Here is a 14,378-nt window from a genome sequence, read left to right as displayed (position 1 = left end):
TCGACCTGGATCCCTTGACGAGAGTCCGGTTGGAAAGTTGGGTTGCCACGAGGTCCACCGTATCGCTCGGAGGTCTGGCTTGTCGCAGCGGAGCCCTTGACTTGGGGTGTGACATATCCCTTGTTACCGGCGAGTCACAGCCGTGTTGCCGGATGCTCCTCCACACAGGTCCGCGCTGTCGATGCAGGTCAGAGGTGGTTTCGGCGGGATCACGGCGGCGCTGCGGACGCTCTGCTGCTCGGGCTCCTCGGGTCTGTCATCCGACCACGGCGAGGGGGCCGCGGAGGTGGCGCCTATTCTGCAAGGCATGACCAAACCGATCGACCAGATCGCGCTGACCTCTCCCGAGGACTCCGCGACTGCCGCCGACTGGGAGCGTGCGACGGCCGCCGTGCTGCGCAAGTCCCGTCGGATGAGCGAGACCGACGCTGACGCCGACGTGTGGGAGAAGCTGGCCCGCACCACACTCGACGGGATCTCCGTCGCGCCGATCGGCACCGTCACCGACCTCGAGGGCCTGAGCACCACGGGCCGGCCCACGCGTGCCGGTGACTGGGACATCCGCGTGCACGTCGTCGGCCCCGACGCGAAGGCAGCCAACGAGGCGCTGCTGGTCGACCTCGAGAACGGCGCGACCTCGGTCTGGATCGAGCTCGGGCAGGGCCTCGAGGTCGCGGACCTCGAGGACGTCCTCAAGGGCATCCACACCGACCTCGCCCCGGTCGTCCTCGACGCCCCGGGCGCCCGCCTCGCGGCTGCGACCCAGCTGGTCGACCTCCTCGACGGCGTCACCCCCGCCCCCGGCACCAACCTCGGCGCCAGCCCGGCGCTGGGCGGTTCGTCGGCCGACGAGGTCGTCGCCGTCGCCCGCCTCGCCCTGGCGAAGGGCACCTACGGCGTCGTCGTGGACGCCTCCGCGCTGCATGACCTCGGCGCCTCCGACACCCAGGAGCTCGGCTACGCCGTGGCCGTCGGGGTCGAGGTGCTGCGTACGCTCACCGACGCCGGACTCTCGCTCGCCGAGGCGCTCGGCGTGGTCGAGTTCCGCTTCGCCGCGACCGACGAGCAGTTCCCCACCATCGCCAAGCTCCGCGCCGCCCGCCGCCTCTGGGCGCGCGTGGCCGAGCTGAGCGGCGCGACCGAGCCGGTCGAGCAGCGCCAGCACGTCGTGACCAGCCGTCCGATGATGAGCAAGTACGACCCCTACGTGAACATGCTGCGCGGCACCGTCGCCGCCTTCGCCGCCGGTGTCGGTGGCGCCGAGGCGGTCACCGTGGTGCCGTTCGACGCGACACTCGGACTGCCCGACGCGTTCGGTCGCCGGATCGCCCGCAACACCTCCAGCCTGCTCATCGCTGAGTCCCACCTGGGGAAGGTCACCGACCCTGCCGGTGGCTCGTACGCGGTGGAGAAGCTCACCGACGACCTCGCCGCCGCAGCGTGGGAGGAGCTCGGCCGCATCGAGGAGGCCGGTGGCGCCTCCGCGGCGCTCGCCGACGGCTCGATCCAGTCCCGCGTGGACGCCGTCGTCGCCGCCCGCGAGGAGCGCATCGCGCGCCGCAAGCAGCCGATCACCGGCGTCAGCGAGTTCCCGAACCTCGCCGAGACCCTGCCGGCGCGCCCCGCCCACCCGAGCGCCGACGCGGTCCGCCGCTACGGCGCCTCGTACGAGGCCCTGCGCGACGAGCCCGCAACGAAGCCGGTCTTCCTCGCGACCCTGGGCCCGATCGCCCACCACACCGCGCGGGCCACCTTCGCCAGCAACCTCTTCGCCGCCGGCGGGATCGGCGTCACGGTGGCCGGACCGACCTCCGGCGTCGAGGACCTGGTCGCCGCCCTCGACGGCGAGACCGTCGCCTGCCTGGCCGGCACCGACGCCGCGTACGCGGAGTGGGGCGCTGCCGCCGTCGAGGCGCTGCGTGCCGCTGGCGTGCAGCACGTCATCCTCGCCGGCAAGCCGGGCGACCTGGCCGTCGACGACTCCTGCGCGGTGGGCCTCGACGCCCTCGCGTTCCTCAACCGCACCCGGGAGGCGCTCGCATGAGCATTCCGTCCAACTTCTCCGGCCTCCCGCTCATCGGCGGTGCGGCTGCCGCCGCTCCGTCGACGGACCGCGAGGCGTGGACCAGCCCCGAGGGCATCGACGTGCTGGGTGTCTACGGCCCCGAGCACCTCGAGGGTCTCGACGGGCTCGACACCTGGCCGGGCCTGAGCCCCTTCCTGCGTGGCCCCTACCCGACGATGTACACGACGCAGCCGTGGACGATCCGTCAGTACGCCGGCTTCTCGACCGCCGAGGAGTCCAACGCGTTCTACCGCCGCAACCTGGCCGCCGGCCAGAAGGGCCTCTCGGTCGCCTTCGACCTGGCCACGCACCGCGGCTACGACTCCGACCACCCGCGCGTGCGCGGCGACGTCGGCATGGCCGGTGTCGCGATCGACTCGATCTACGACACCCGCACACTCTTCGACGGCATCCCGCTGGACCAGATGTCGGTCTCGATGACGATGAACGGCGCCGTCCTGCCGGTGCTGGCCCTCTACATCGCTGCGGCCGAGGAGCAGGGCGTCAAGCCCGAGCAGCTCGCCGGGACCATCCAGAACGACATCCTCAAGGAGTTCATGGTCCGCAACACCTACATCTACCCGCCGCAGCACTCGATGCGGATCATCTCCGACATCTTCGCGTTCACGTCGCAGAAGATGCCGCGGTTCAACTCGATCTCGATCTCCGGTTACCACATGCAGGAGGCCGGAGCGACCGCCGACCTCGAGCTGGCCTACACGCTCGCCGACGGCGTCGAGTACATCCGCGCCGGCCTCGACGCGGGTCTCGACATCGACAAGTTCGCCCCGCGCCTCAGCTTCTTCTGGGCCATCGGCATGAACTTCTTCATGGAGGTCGCCAAGATGCGTGCGGCCCGTGCCCTCTGGGCGCGCCTGGTCCGCGAGTTCGACCCGAAGAACCCGAAGTCGCTGTCGCTGCGTACGCACTCGCAGACCTCCGGGTGGTCGCTCACCGCCCAGGACGTCTTCAACAACGTGGGGCGCACGGCGATCGAGGCGATGGCCGCGACGCAGGGCCACACCCAGTCGCTGCACACCAACGCCCTCGACGAGGCCATCGCACTGCCGACCGACTTCTCCGCGCGCATCGCCCGCAACACCCAGCTGCTGCTCCAGCAGGAGTCGCGCACCACCGAGATCATCGACCCGTGGGCGGGTTCCTACTACGTCGAGAAGCTCACCCACGACCTGGCCACCAAGGCCTGGGCCCACATCGTGGAGGCCGAGAAGGCCGGCGGCATGGCGAAGGCCATCGAGCAGGGCATCCCCAAGATGCGCATCGAGGAGGCGGCCGCCCGCACCCAGGCGCGCATCGACTCCGGCGCCCAGCAGGTCATCGGCGTCAACACCTACCGCCTGGCCGACGAGGACCCGCTCGACGTGCTCAAGGTCGACAACGACGAGGTCTACCGCGCCCAGGTCGCCAAGCTCGAGCGGCTGCGCGCCGAGCGCAACCAGGCCGACGTCGACGCAGCGCTCGAGGCCCTGACCAACTCCGCCGCGCAGGGGGCTGCCGGGGGCGGTTCCCTGGACGGCAACCTGCTGGCCCTGGCCGTGGACGCCGCCCGCGCCAAGGCCACCGTCGGGGAGATCTCGGACGCACTGGAGAAGGTCTACGGTCGCCACCAGGCGGTCATCCGTACGATCTCCGGTGTGTACCGCGACACCGCAGCCGACGCCGGCGACGCCAAGCTCTCCGAGGTCCTTGCCGCGACCGCCGAGTTCGAGGAGGCCGAGGGGCGCCGTCCGCGCATCCTGGTGGCCAAGATGGGCCAGGACGGTCACGACCGCGGCCAGAAGGTCGTCGTCTCCGCCTTTGCCGACATGGGCTTCACCGTCGACGTCGGCCCGCTCTTCTCCACGCCCGAGGAGGTCGCCCAGCAGGCGATCGACGCCGACGTGCACATCGTCGGTGTCTCCTCCCTGGCAGCCGGTCACCTGACCCTGCTGCCTGCGCTCAAGAAGGCGCTGGCCGACCAGGGCCGCGAGGACATCATGGTGGTCATCGGCGGCGTCATCCCGCCCGATGACGTGCCGACCCTGAAGGAGATGGGTGCTGCGGCGGTCTTCCTGCCCGGCACGGTCATCGCCGACTCCGCCCTCGACCTGCTCGCCAAGCTGCGTACGGCCTGAGCCGTCCGTACCTGAGCTGACGCCTCCATGGCACTCGACCTCGACACGCTGTACGACGGCGTCACCGCCGGTGTGCGGGGCCAGGTCTCCCGAGCAATCACGCTCGTGGAGTCCCGGCGCCCCGACCACCGGGCGATGGCGCGGGACCTGCTGGCCCGGCTCGCCGCGAACGCCTCCGGCGAGCCGGCCGTGCGGGTCGGGATCTCCGGTGTCCCGGGCGTGGGCAAGTCGACCTTCATCGAGAGCCTCGGCACCCACCTGACCGGGCAGGGACTCTCGGTGGGGGTGCTGGCGGTGGACCCCTCCAGCGTGCGCACCGGGGGATCGGTGCTGGGGGACAAGACCCGGATGCCGCGGCTCTCCGTCGACCCGCACGCGTTCATCCGGCCCTCCCCGTCGGCGGGCACGCTCGGCGGGGTGGCGGCCGCGACCTCACAGGCGATGAGCGTGCTGGAGGGCGCCGGCTACGACGTCGTCCTGGTCGAGACCGTCGGGGTGGGGCAGTCGGAGATCACCGTCGCCGGCATGGTCGACACCTTCCTCTTCCTCACGCTGGCGCGCACCGGTGACCAGCTGCAGGGCATCAAGAAGGGCATCCTCGAGATCGCCGACGTGATCGCGGTCAACAAGGCTGACGCTGATGGCGCCGGGGGAGTGGACCGCGCCGGTGAGGCGCGTGCGGCCGCCCGTGAGCTGGCCGGTGCGATGCGCATGGTGCGTGGCCCCAAGGAGTGGGCGCCCCCGGTGGTGACCTGCTCGGGCCTGACGGGCGTCGGTGTGGACGACGTCTGGGCTCGGGTCCTGGCCCACCGTGAGCACCTCGGTGCCGAGGGACTGCTGACCAAGCGGGCCCAGCAGCAGCTCGACTTCACCTGGTCACTGGTGCGCGAGACGTTGATCGAGCGGCTGCGTCACAACGAGTCCGTGGCTGCGATCCGTGACGAGGTCGCCGGCGAGGTGCTGGCGGGACGTCTCAGCGCCCCGGCCGCGGCGGACCAGATCCTCGCGGCGTACGACGGCAGCTGAGCCGTCAGACCTGCAGCTCGAGTCCGGCCTCGGCGAATCCGTCCCACGTCTCCTGTGACCAGTCGGTCCTCGGAGCGGTGTACATCAACGCGAAGACGTGGTCACCGATGTGACGGGCCACGTAGTAGGACCGGTAGCGGCGCCCGTTCCAGCTCGTGAACGTGACGTCGAGGGAGACGAACTCCAGCGTCCCGGCGCTCGACGCGACGATGGTGGTCCCGTAGACCGGGTCGCTGACCTTCGTGGTGTCCAGGTTGTGCACGAGGGAGTAGTGGTACTTGGAGAGCCACCTGCGTCCGGCTCCTTCGGCGTCGTCGACGCGGCGCTGCTTCCACCGGAAGAGCGTGAGACTGCTGTCCCCACCCTTCTCGGAGATCTCGACGATCCCGTCCTGCCTCTCGGAAGGAGCCGACCACCCCTTCGGCTCCGGGAGCGTCCACGAGGGGCTGCCGCCCAAGGTGCGCACGGTCCCGGACAACGGCACGTCCGGTCCGGACTCGGTCTCCTTCGCCCCGGGGGCGGTCCCGACGGGCGACCCGGTGCTGGGATCGTCGTGCTCGGCACAGGCGCCGGCCGCGGCCAGCAGGAGGACGACGGCCAGGCTCGCCAGGGGCCGTCGCAGGTGTCGTTGCGGCACGTCAGTCCCCACTCGCTCCGTCGATCTTCAGGAGGTCGACGTGCTGGGCGTTGGTGTTGCCGGCGATGACGGCCGCACTGTCGCCGTAGACGTCGAGCGTGGCCCGCCAGCACCCCTGGAACTCACGTGCGCTGCCGTCGATGAGGCTCGCGAACTCTCCGGCGCCCTCCACGAGATCGCCCCGCATGCCACGCAGGTCGCCGCGGGCGCCCTGGAGTGACTCGCTGGTCCGGCGGAAGAGGCGGGTCACCTTCCGTGCGACCTCGTCGGTCATCCGGATTGCTCGTGTCATGGTCGGCTCCTTCCCAGGGTCATCGCAGCAGCTTCGGCAGGGGGGTCACCAGGATCGGCGAGGACGGTCGCGGCAGGTTCCGGACGATGTCCGGGATGGCCTTCGTGACGGCGATGACCGTCGTCCCGGTCTTCACGGCGCCGTCGAACATCTCGGCGGTGTCGAGCACGGCGTCCAGGCCCGGCATGTTGCGCGTCGCCCACTCGGCGGTGGAGCCGACGCCGGCGTCCAGCACGTTGCCCAGCCCACGGCCGAGGACCTCGTTGGCGTGGTCGGGCACCTTGATCTCCAGGCCGCGCACCCGGATGGTGAGGTCGTCCAGCTGGTCGAGGTCGCCGATCTTGCCGCTCAGCCAGTCCCCGGCCGCGTCGCCCGCGAGCTCGCCGACCAGCTCCGGCATCTCGGTCTCCTCGAGCACGGCGAGGAGCTCTGCGCGGGTGAGGTGGTCGGCGATCCCCGACTCGTCCATGGCGCGCCGCACCATGGCGGCGACCTCACCCACGTCCTTCATCCCCGGTTGGGCGCCGCCCTCCATGACGTTCTGGAGGGTCGGCTCGAGGTGCAGGACGAAGGACTCCAGGACGTCCGGCGGCACCTCCTTCTGCAGCCGGTCGACGAGGTCGCGCAGGTTGTCGTTGTACGCCCCGGCGAACCCGTCCTTGTCCAGCGCGTTGCCCCCGGCCTCGAGGTAACCGGGACCCTGGACGCCGGGCGGGCGGACCTGCTGCCCGGCGAGCACCCCTGCGATGTTGCGCAGCGAGTCCGTGCCCGTCTGGGTGTACTGCGAGTGGCCGGTGACGCCCTCGGGTCCGCTCCAGTCCGTGTCCAGCCGGATGACGCCCGGCATGTCGACGGGGTCCGTACCGTGACCGGCCGTGACCGAGACCGGGTCGCCGAAGGCACGCAGTGCGTAGACCGGCACGTCGGGCGGCAACCCGAGGTCGTCCTTGTGCTCGATGTTCTCGCCGAGCCCGGGTGACCCGAAGAGCACCACGCGGTCCGGCGTCATCCCCAGCTGGATCGCCTTCGAGGTGACCAGGGTCCCGTAGGAGTGGGCGATGATCGTCAGCTCGGAGTTCTCGCCGCGGACCAGGCCGTCGGTGAAGTCCTTGAGTGCCTGCCCGCCCACCTCGGACTTCTGGGCGGAGGAGGCGTCCGCGAACTCCGGGGTGTCGTAGCCCAGCCAGGCGATCGTCGCGCTGCCGGCGGTCAGGGCCTGGATGTTGGAAGCCTTCTCCAGGGTGGCGTCGAAGTTGTCGATCCGGTTCGTGATGCCCGGCACCACGGTCCCGACGAACGTCGCCCGGTCGAGGTCGCCCTTGACCACCGCGAGCCGGCCGTCGTCCACGACCTCGTTGCCGTCGTACGTCGGGGGCTCGAACGCCAGGACCTGGTGCGGCAGCTTGTTGACCGGCAGCTTGTGCAGGTCCTCGAGCATCGCGATGCGGTCGACCAGGCGGGTGTACTCGGCCCACCGGGGATGGTCGGTGCCCGGCGGTGGTGTCCAGTACCGCTCCAGCTGGGCCTGCTCCGAGGCGATGCCCGCGGCCAGGTTGGCCCGGTTGGCTGCGTAGCGGGCCTTGTTGGGGATCCCGTCGAGGTTGCCCACCCGCACCGGGTCGACGAGGACCAGGAGGGAGAGGTCCTCGGAGGAGAGCGTGCTGGTCCAGGCCTGGATCCGCTCGCTGCGGGTGGCCGCATCGAGTCCCGCCAGCGCGTCCAGCTCGGCGTCGAGGCGTGCCACGAGCTCCTCGCCGCGGGCCGCGTCGCCCTCGGCCGGCACCGCGAGTCCGTAGGCCTCCAGCGTGGTGACCACCTCGTGGTGCCCGGCGGCGAGCGGCAACCGCGACGCGAGCTTCTCACGCACCAGGTCGGTCCAGTGACGACGACGGAACCTGTTCCGGAAGCCGCCGAGAGCCGTGAGCCGCCGGAGGCCCGACGGCGTGAAGGGCATGGCCTCGGTCATCGCTCGCGCGGCGGACCGCGTGTCCGCCCGCAGCGTCTCCCGCAGCTCCTCGAACTCTCGGTTGAGCTGGCGCTTGGTCGCGCTCAGCGCGCCCTGCGCGTCGTCGATCGCCCGGTCACGCCGGCCATCGGCCTGCGTGTTCGCGTCCTGCGCGGCGGCCTCGTCCTTCTTCGACGAGGCGATGTCGTGCAGGCGCTGGGTGTGCCACTGGTTGGCGCTGGCGACGGCAGCGCCGTGGGCGTCGAGCGCCGCCTCCCAGCGGCGGTTCAGCGACGGGAGCTCGTCGAGGGCGTCACGGTAGGAGTCGGCCAACCGGCGCAGCTCGCGGCTCACCTTCTTGAGCCGCTGGTCCGCAGCGTCCAGCTCCTCGCCCAGGGCGCGCATCTCGGACTTGACGCGGTCGGCGGCCCCACCGTTCCACTGGGCGTCCACCTCGTCGGGCGTACGCAGGACCGGCGGAGTGCGGTCGGCGAGCATGTGCAGGACCCGTTCGACGCGCCGCCGCGCCGCGTTCACCTGGTCGGGGTGGACGTCGAGCGTGAAGTGGTCGTCCGACATGCCTGTCACCCCCGTGTCCCCCTCACGACCCGCCACCGGCAGGGTTCGCCGGTGGTGCGGGTCCACCTTCTCGTGACTCGACCCAGTGGGGGAAGAGCGTGCGCCTGATGAGACGGGGCGTCAGCGGTCGGGGTTGTCCACGCAGGGCGTCTCGCCGAAGGCGAGGACCTGGTCGGGGCGTGAGACCAGGGTGGCCGAGAAGGTCTCGTCGTGGAAGTTGAGCGTGTCGCCCTGCACCTCGGTCTCCAGGCCGAGCTCGCGCGCCCGTTCCTCCGCCGCGGCGAGGGCTGCGGCGGGGTCGGCGACCGTGACGCCGTCGGCGCTCTCGAGCCGGTACTTGACCTTGGTGCGTTCGTTGCCGCCCAGCCCGCCGCACGGGATGAGGTCAGGTTCCGCCAGACCCGCGTCGGCGTCGGGGGCGGCCACGGCCAGGATCTCGGCGAAGGCCTCGGCCATCCGGTTCAGTGCCTGCTCCGGCTTCACGTCGCTCTCCTTCTCGGTCCGGGGGTCGTTCTGGGACGCACACGCCGTCACCGCCGTGAGAGCGAGGACGAGCGCAGACGTACGGAGGAGGCGTCCCACGATGTTCTCCTTCGGTGCTCGTCCATGCTTCCCACCCGAGCGGCCGCCTGGGTCAGGCGCCCACCTTGCCGTGCATTGAAGCAGGCGACGGGTCGAGTGCGCCTGATGAGACGACCCTCTGCGGACGATCCGCGGTCCCCGCACAGGCATACTTGCCACGACCACCACGGGAGGGGAGTGGCACGTGAGGCTGAGTCTGACGCTCGTCGACGGCAGGAACGACCGGTCGGTCGACGCACTCGTCGACGGTGACCTCGCTGCGCCGGTGGCCGACCTGGTCCCTGCGCTGCTGGCGCTCCTCGGCGAGAAGATGCACCCCGAGTTCGCCGCTCGGGTCGCGGTGTGGGTCGACGGTCGTCGCGTCGACTCCGCCACCCCGGCAGGTGAGGCGGGCGTACGACCGGGCGCCGTCGTCGCGCTCTACGAGGCCACCGACCGCATCGCGCGCTCCGTGCCGCAGGGCGTGGCCGAGCTGCGCGTCGTCTCCGGACCCGGAGCCGGACGCGTCCACCGCCTGCCCCTGGGCAGCAGCACCATCGGGTGCGGTGGACCGGACTGGTCGCTGCCTGACCTGCGGCTTCCACCGGACGCGCTCACGCTCGAGGTGACCCCCGACGGTGGCGTCACCGTCCGGGCTGCGGACGGCGTCGCGGCGAAGCTGGAGGACGAGGAGGTCGAGGCCACCGAGACCCGCGAGTGGCCGGTCGGGGCCTACCTCTTCGTCGGCGACACGGTGCTGGCCCGCACCGAGCTGGGGGAGGGGCTCGCCGAAGTCACCGTGAACCCCTCCGAGGCCGTCGTCGACTACAACCGTCCGCCGCGCATCGCCCCGCCGCCGCGTGAGCGCACCTTCCACATGCCTCCCGAACCGACTCAGCACCGCGGCCGTCCCTTCCCGTGGGTGATGGTGCTGGCGCCCGCGGTGATGGCGGTCCCGATGGCGCTGATCCTCGACAACATGCGCTACCTGCTCTTCGGCCTGATGTCTCCGCTGCTGGCCATGGCCAACTACATCAGCGACAAGATCACCAACCGCAAGGAGTACGAGGAGAACGTCCGGGAGTACGAGGAGAAGAAGGAGAACCTCCTCGCCCGTGTCGAGAAGGCGCGTCTGCTCGAGCGGGAGGAGCGACGCGTCGCCCTTCCCGACCCGGCGACCCTGCTCGCCCAGGCCATCGGCCCCGGCGAGCGCCTGTGGGAGCGGCGTCCGGAGGACGCCGACCACCTGCGCCTGCGGGTCGGGCTCACCGACATGGAGCCCGAGGTGACCATCGAGGAGGAGCGGCGCGACAAGTCGCTCGAGCCCCCCGAGGTCGATCCGCTCATCGGCGTGCCGACGTGGCTGGGCCTGGCCCAGCTCGGGGTCATCGGAGTCGCCGGCGAGCCCGAGAGCGCCGTGCCGATGGCGCAGTGGCTCCTGGGTCAGGTGGCGCTCCTGCACAGCCCCAAGGACGTACGCATCGTGGCGCTGAGCGACCCCGAGGGGCACACCGACTGGGAGTGGCTGCGCTGGCTCCCGCACCTGCGAGACGAGGCCGACGGGGTCGGCATCTCGATCGGGGCACGGCAGGAGTCGGTCGGACGCCGGCTCAACGAGCTGCTCCAGGTGATCGAGGCCCGTGAGGCCGCCCGCGGCGAGAGCCGCTTGGGGCAGGACCACGTCGTCCTGCTCGACGGGGCACGTCGTCTGCGTACGCTGCCCGCCGTCGTCGAGCTCCTGCGTCGCGGCCCCAAGGTGGGGGTACGGGTGATCTGCCTCGACGAGCAGGTCCGTCAGCTGCCCGCCGAGTGCAAGGCGATCCTGTCGCTGCACATGGGGCGCCTCACCATCCACGAGACCTCGGCCGAGGACACCACCGACGTCGTCCCCGACCTCGTCGAGCCCGGGTGGTGCGAGACCGTGGCCCGCTGCCTGGCGCCGCTGCGTGACACCACGCCCAGCGAGGAGTCGGCCGGTCTTCCCTCCTCCTCCCGCCTGCTGGAGGAGATCGACCTGGACCCGCCGACCCCCGAGGGGATCGCCCAGCGGTGGCGGGGCAGCCCGACCACCGACGTCATCCTCGGGGCCGGGTACGACGGCCCGTTCCGGCTCGACCTGCGCCGCGACGGTCCGCACGCCCTGGTGGCCGGAACGACCGGTTCCGGAAAGTCGGAACTGCTGCAGACGCTCGTCGCCTCCCTCGCCGTGGCCAACCGTCCGGACGACATGACGTTCGTGCTGGTCGACTACAAGGGCGGGTCGGCCTTCAAGGACTGCGCGAAGCTGCCGCACACGGTCGGCATGGTCACCGACCTCGACACCCACCTCGTCGGGCGCGCGCTGGTCTCGCTGGCCGCCGAGCTGCACCGACGTGAGCACCTGCTCGCGGGGCCCGGCGCCAAGGACCTCGAGGACTACTGGGCCCTGCGCCGCAAGCAGCCCGAGCTGCCCTCGATCCCACGCCTGGTCCTCGTCATCGACGAGTTCGCCTCGATGGTGGCCGAGCTGCCCGACTTCATCACGGGCCTGGTCTCCATCGCCCAGCGAGGACGCTCGCTGGGCATCCACCTCGTGCTCGCGACCCAACGTCCCAGCGGCGTGGTGACACCGGACATCAAGGCCAACACCAACCTGCGCATCTCGCTCCGCGTCACCGACCAGAACGACTCCAGCGACATCATCGACGCGCCCGACGCGGCGCTGATCGGCAAGAACCAGCCCGGCCGCGCCTTCGTACGCACGGGCGCCTCGACGCTGATGCCGTTCCAGTCGGGCCGGGTGGGTGGCCGCAGCCCCGCCCGGGGAGCGGTGGAGAAGATCGCGGTCGAGGCACTCGCCTGGCCGATCACCTGGGACCAGCTGGGGCTTCCGATGCCCCAACGTCCCAAGGTGAAGGGCGAGGAGACCGATGAGGCGGACACCGACCTGTCCGCGCTCGTGGAGGCGGTCAACGCGCTCAACGACTCACTCGGCATCCCGCCGTCGCACCGACCCTGGCTCGACGCGCTGCCCACTGCCATCACGCTGGCGGACCTGCCCGACGTGCCGCACCTCCAGGGCCACCTCCCGCCGCCGGCCGCGTGGGGACTGGTCGACGTGCCGGCCGAGCAGGCGCAGCGTCCCGACACCTTCCAGCTCGGGCGCAGCGGCTCGCTCTACGTCATCGGCGGACCGCGCAGTGGGCGGTCGACGGCGCTGCGGACGCTGGCCGGAGCCCTGGCCGACAAGGTGCCCGTCTCGGACCTCAACATCTACGGGCTGGACTGCGGCAACGGAGCCCTGTTGGGCCTGCAGGCCCTCGCCCACACCGGTGCCGTGGTCACCCGCTCGCAGACGAGCCGGGCGAGCCGCCTGCTCGACAAGATCACCGAGGTCGTGGAGGAACGGCAGACCACGATGGGTCGCGCCGGAGTCTCCGACCTCGCCGAGCTGCGCGCCAGCCTCCCTGCGCACGAGCGCCCGCCCTACGTGCTGCTCCTGCTGGACCGTTGGGACGGCTTCATGGCCACTTTGGGTGAGGTCGACGGCGGACGGATGGCCGAGCAGGTGCAGAACCTGCTGCGCGACGGTCCCGCCGTGGGTGTCTACGCAGCGGTGTCGGGCGACCGCACCCTCACCTCCGGCCGTATGTCGTCACTGGTCGAGGACAAGCTGGTGCTGCGGATGCCGGACCGTGGCGAGTACAGCAGCGTCGGCATCCAGACCAAGTACGTCCCGGACGAGATGCCGGACGGCCGGGCGCTGACCCCGGACCCGGTGCTCGAGCGTCAGGTCGCGCTGCTCTGCGACGACGTCTCGGGTGCGGGTCAGAACACCGCACTGCGGGAGATCGCGGAGCGCCACCGCGAGCGTGACAGCGACGCCAGTCCTGTGCAGCGCCCGTTCTCACTCAAGGAGATGCCCAGCACCGCAGACTGGGACGCCGAGATCGACGACCTGGTGGCTCGCGCCGCCGACCGCATCGCCGCCGGCTGGATCCCGCTCGGCATCGGAGGTGACGACCTCGGCCTCGTCGGGGTGGACCTCAGCGGTGCAGCGACCGCCCTGGTCGCCGGGCCGCCGAGGTCGGGCAAGACCACGTCGCTGCGCTTCGTGGCGGCCGCCAGCAGGTCAGCCGGCCTGGAGGTCAAGGCCGTCTGTGGCACGCGCAACGCGCTCGCCCACGAGATGGGCGACGCCGCCCTCGTCATCGACGGGTCGCAGAGCGAGGACGAGATCATCGACTGGGTCTCGACCCTGCCGCCCGGGGGAGTGCTGGTCATCGACGACAGCGACCTGCTGCGCAGTGGCGACGTCGACGACGCCCTCGACGAGGTCGTGGGTCGCGCCCGGGCGAACGGGTGGCGGGTCGTCGCGGCCGGCGACGTCCACAACCTGGGGTCCGGCTACAGCGGCTGGGTCGCGGACGCCCGCAAGTCCCGGCAGGGCCTGCTGCTGTCGCCCTCCAGCCCTTCCGACGGCGACCTCTTCGACACCAGGTTGTCGCGCAGCCTCATGCTCTCCAAGATCCATCCGGGGCGCGGCCTCGTGGTCGAGTCCTCGGGCGACGTGACCGTGGCCCAGGTGCCGATCCGCGGCTGAGGGGCGTTCACGGGAATCCCGGATCACGGGAATCAAGAAAAGCGCCACAGGGCGGTGTCCTCTCGGAGGACACCGCCCTGTGGCGTTCAGCTGCTGAGGAACTCTCGCTCAGGAGTAGTGCTGGTCGAAGTTCTCGGCGTCGCTGGCGTAGTTGTCCAGCCACTTCGCGAAGTCGGGGCCGACCTCGAGCAGCTTCCGGAGACCGTCGCTCCACTCGTTCCACTGGGTGTCGAACTTCTTCGACGCCTTCGGGGTGCTCCATCCGCCGGCGCCGGCGCCGGTGAGGTCAGTGGCGGCCTTGTCCAGGGTCTTCTTGCTGGACTCGAGGTCGCTGACCATCTTGCGGATGGTGCTGGCGGTGGTTCGGATCTCCTGCGGATCGATCCGGTGGTCTCCAGTGGCCATTGGTGGCTCCTTCGTCAGAGTGTCAGTGACGGTCCCAACCGCGCCGGACGCTCCTCGCCCGCCGATCGGCGCGCGTGGTACCCCTTGCGTCGGGTGCAACCAGCCTCCACCTTGCCGCGTTGTGACGCATCTCAAACATCGTCTTGCTCTT

General features: G+C 71.0%; 9 protein-coding genes. 4 read left to right on the top strand and 5 right to left on the bottom strand.

Annotation, left to right across the window (positions count from 1 at the left end; all coding sequences use genetic code 11):
* Positions 1-307: 307 nt before the first annotated feature.
* The 3 genes from FCL41_RS12850 to meaB are packed head-to-tail and all read left to right on the top strand — an operon-like array spanning position 308 to position 5,226.
* Positions 308-2,044, top strand: coding sequence for a methylmalonyl-CoA mutase family protein (locus FCL41_RS12850; protein WP_137065253.1), 1,737 nt, complete (start codon positions 308-310; stop codon positions 2,042-2,044).
* Positions 2,041-4,200 (top strand): methylmalonyl-CoA mutase, encoded by a 2,160-nt coding sequence (gene scpA, locus FCL41_RS12845; protein WP_137065254.1) that lies wholly within the window; start codon positions 2,041-2,043, stop codon positions 4,198-4,200. The genes FCL41_RS12850 and scpA overlap by 4 nt, the downstream gene beginning before the upstream one ends.
* Positions 4,201-4,227: 27 nt before the next feature.
* Entirely contained in the window at positions 4,228-5,226 is a 999-nt protein-coding gene (meaB, locus tag FCL41_RS12840) for a methylmalonyl Co-A mutase-associated GTPase MeaB (protein ID WP_137065255.1), read from the top strand.
* Positions 5,227-5,230: 4 nt separating this feature from the next.
* Here the strand turns inward: meaB and FCL41_RS12835 are convergent, their stop codons facing one another.
* From FCL41_RS12835 to FCL41_RS12820, 4 genes are all read right to left on the bottom strand, one after another.
* On the bottom strand, positions 5,231-5,863 hold the full coding sequence (locus FCL41_RS12835) for a hypothetical protein (RefSeq protein WP_137065256.1): 633 nt from the start codon (positions 5,861-5,863) through the stop codon (positions 5,231-5,233).
* Position 5,864: 1 nt separating this feature from the next.
* A complete protein-coding gene (locus FCL41_RS12830; protein WP_137065257.1) occupies positions 5,865-6,155 on the bottom strand; it encodes a hypothetical protein in 291 nt (96 codons plus the stop codon).
* A 19-nt stretch (positions 6,156-6,174) separates the two neighbouring features.
* Positions 6,175-8,679 (bottom strand): alpha/beta hydrolase, encoded by a 2,505-nt coding sequence (locus FCL41_RS12825; protein ID WP_137065258.1) that lies wholly within the window; start codon positions 8,677-8,679, stop codon positions 6,175-6,177.
* A gap of 120 nt (positions 8,680-8,799) precedes the next feature.
* A complete protein-coding gene (locus FCL41_RS12820) occupies positions 8,800-9,261 on the bottom strand; it encodes a hypothetical protein (RefSeq protein ID WP_137065259.1) in 462 nt (153 codons plus the stop codon).
* Between the two features lie 184 nt (positions 9,262-9,445).
* Here FCL41_RS12820 and FCL41_RS12815 point away from each other — a divergent pair, with 184 nt between their 5' ends.
* Positions 9,446-13,822, top strand: coding sequence for an FtsK/SpoIIIE domain-containing protein (locus FCL41_RS12815; RefSeq protein ID WP_137065260.1), 4,377 nt, complete (start codon positions 9,446-9,448; stop codon positions 13,820-13,822).
* A 108-nt stretch (positions 13,823-13,930) separates the two neighbouring features.
* Here FCL41_RS12815 and FCL41_RS12810 read toward each other — a convergent pair whose 3' ends face one another.
* Positions 13,931-14,227: a WXG100 family type VII secretion target gene (locus tag FCL41_RS12810; RefSeq protein WP_137065261.1), complete on the bottom strand. Its 297-nt coding sequence runs from the start codon at positions 14,225-14,227 to the stop codon at positions 13,931-13,933.
* Positions 14,228-14,378: the final 151 nt, after the last annotated feature.

It is taken from the genome of Nocardioides jishulii (genome assembly GCF_006007965.1).
Taxonomy (GTDB): domain Bacteria; phylum Actinomycetota; class Actinomycetes; order Propionibacteriales; family Nocardioidaceae; genus Nocardioides; species Nocardioides jishulii.
This window is presented reverse-complemented; position numbering and strand designations above follow the sequence as displayed.

Coding starts and splice junctions, on each gene's coding strand:
- FCL41_RS12825 (WP_137065258.1), bottom strand. CDS start 8,679: ATGTCGGACGACCACTTCACGCTCGACGTCCACCCCGACCAGGTGAAC.
- FCL41_RS12830 (WP_137065257.1), bottom strand. CDS start 6,155: ATGACACGAGCAATCCGGATGACCGACGAGGTCGCACGGAAGGTGACC.
- scpA (WP_137065254.1), top strand. CDS start 2,041: ATGAGCATTCCGTCCAACTTCTCCGGCCTCCCGCTCATCGGCGGTGCG.
- meaB (WP_137065255.1), top strand. CDS start 4,228: ATGGCACTCGACCTCGACACGCTGTACGACGGCGTCACCGCCGGTGTG.
- FCL41_RS12850 (WP_137065253.1), top strand. CDS start 308: ATGACCAAACCGATCGACCAGATCGCGCTGACCTCTCCCGAGGACTCC.
- FCL41_RS12810 (WP_137065261.1), bottom strand. CDS start 14,227: ATGGCCACTGGAGACCACCGGATCGATCCGCAGGAGATCCGAACCACC.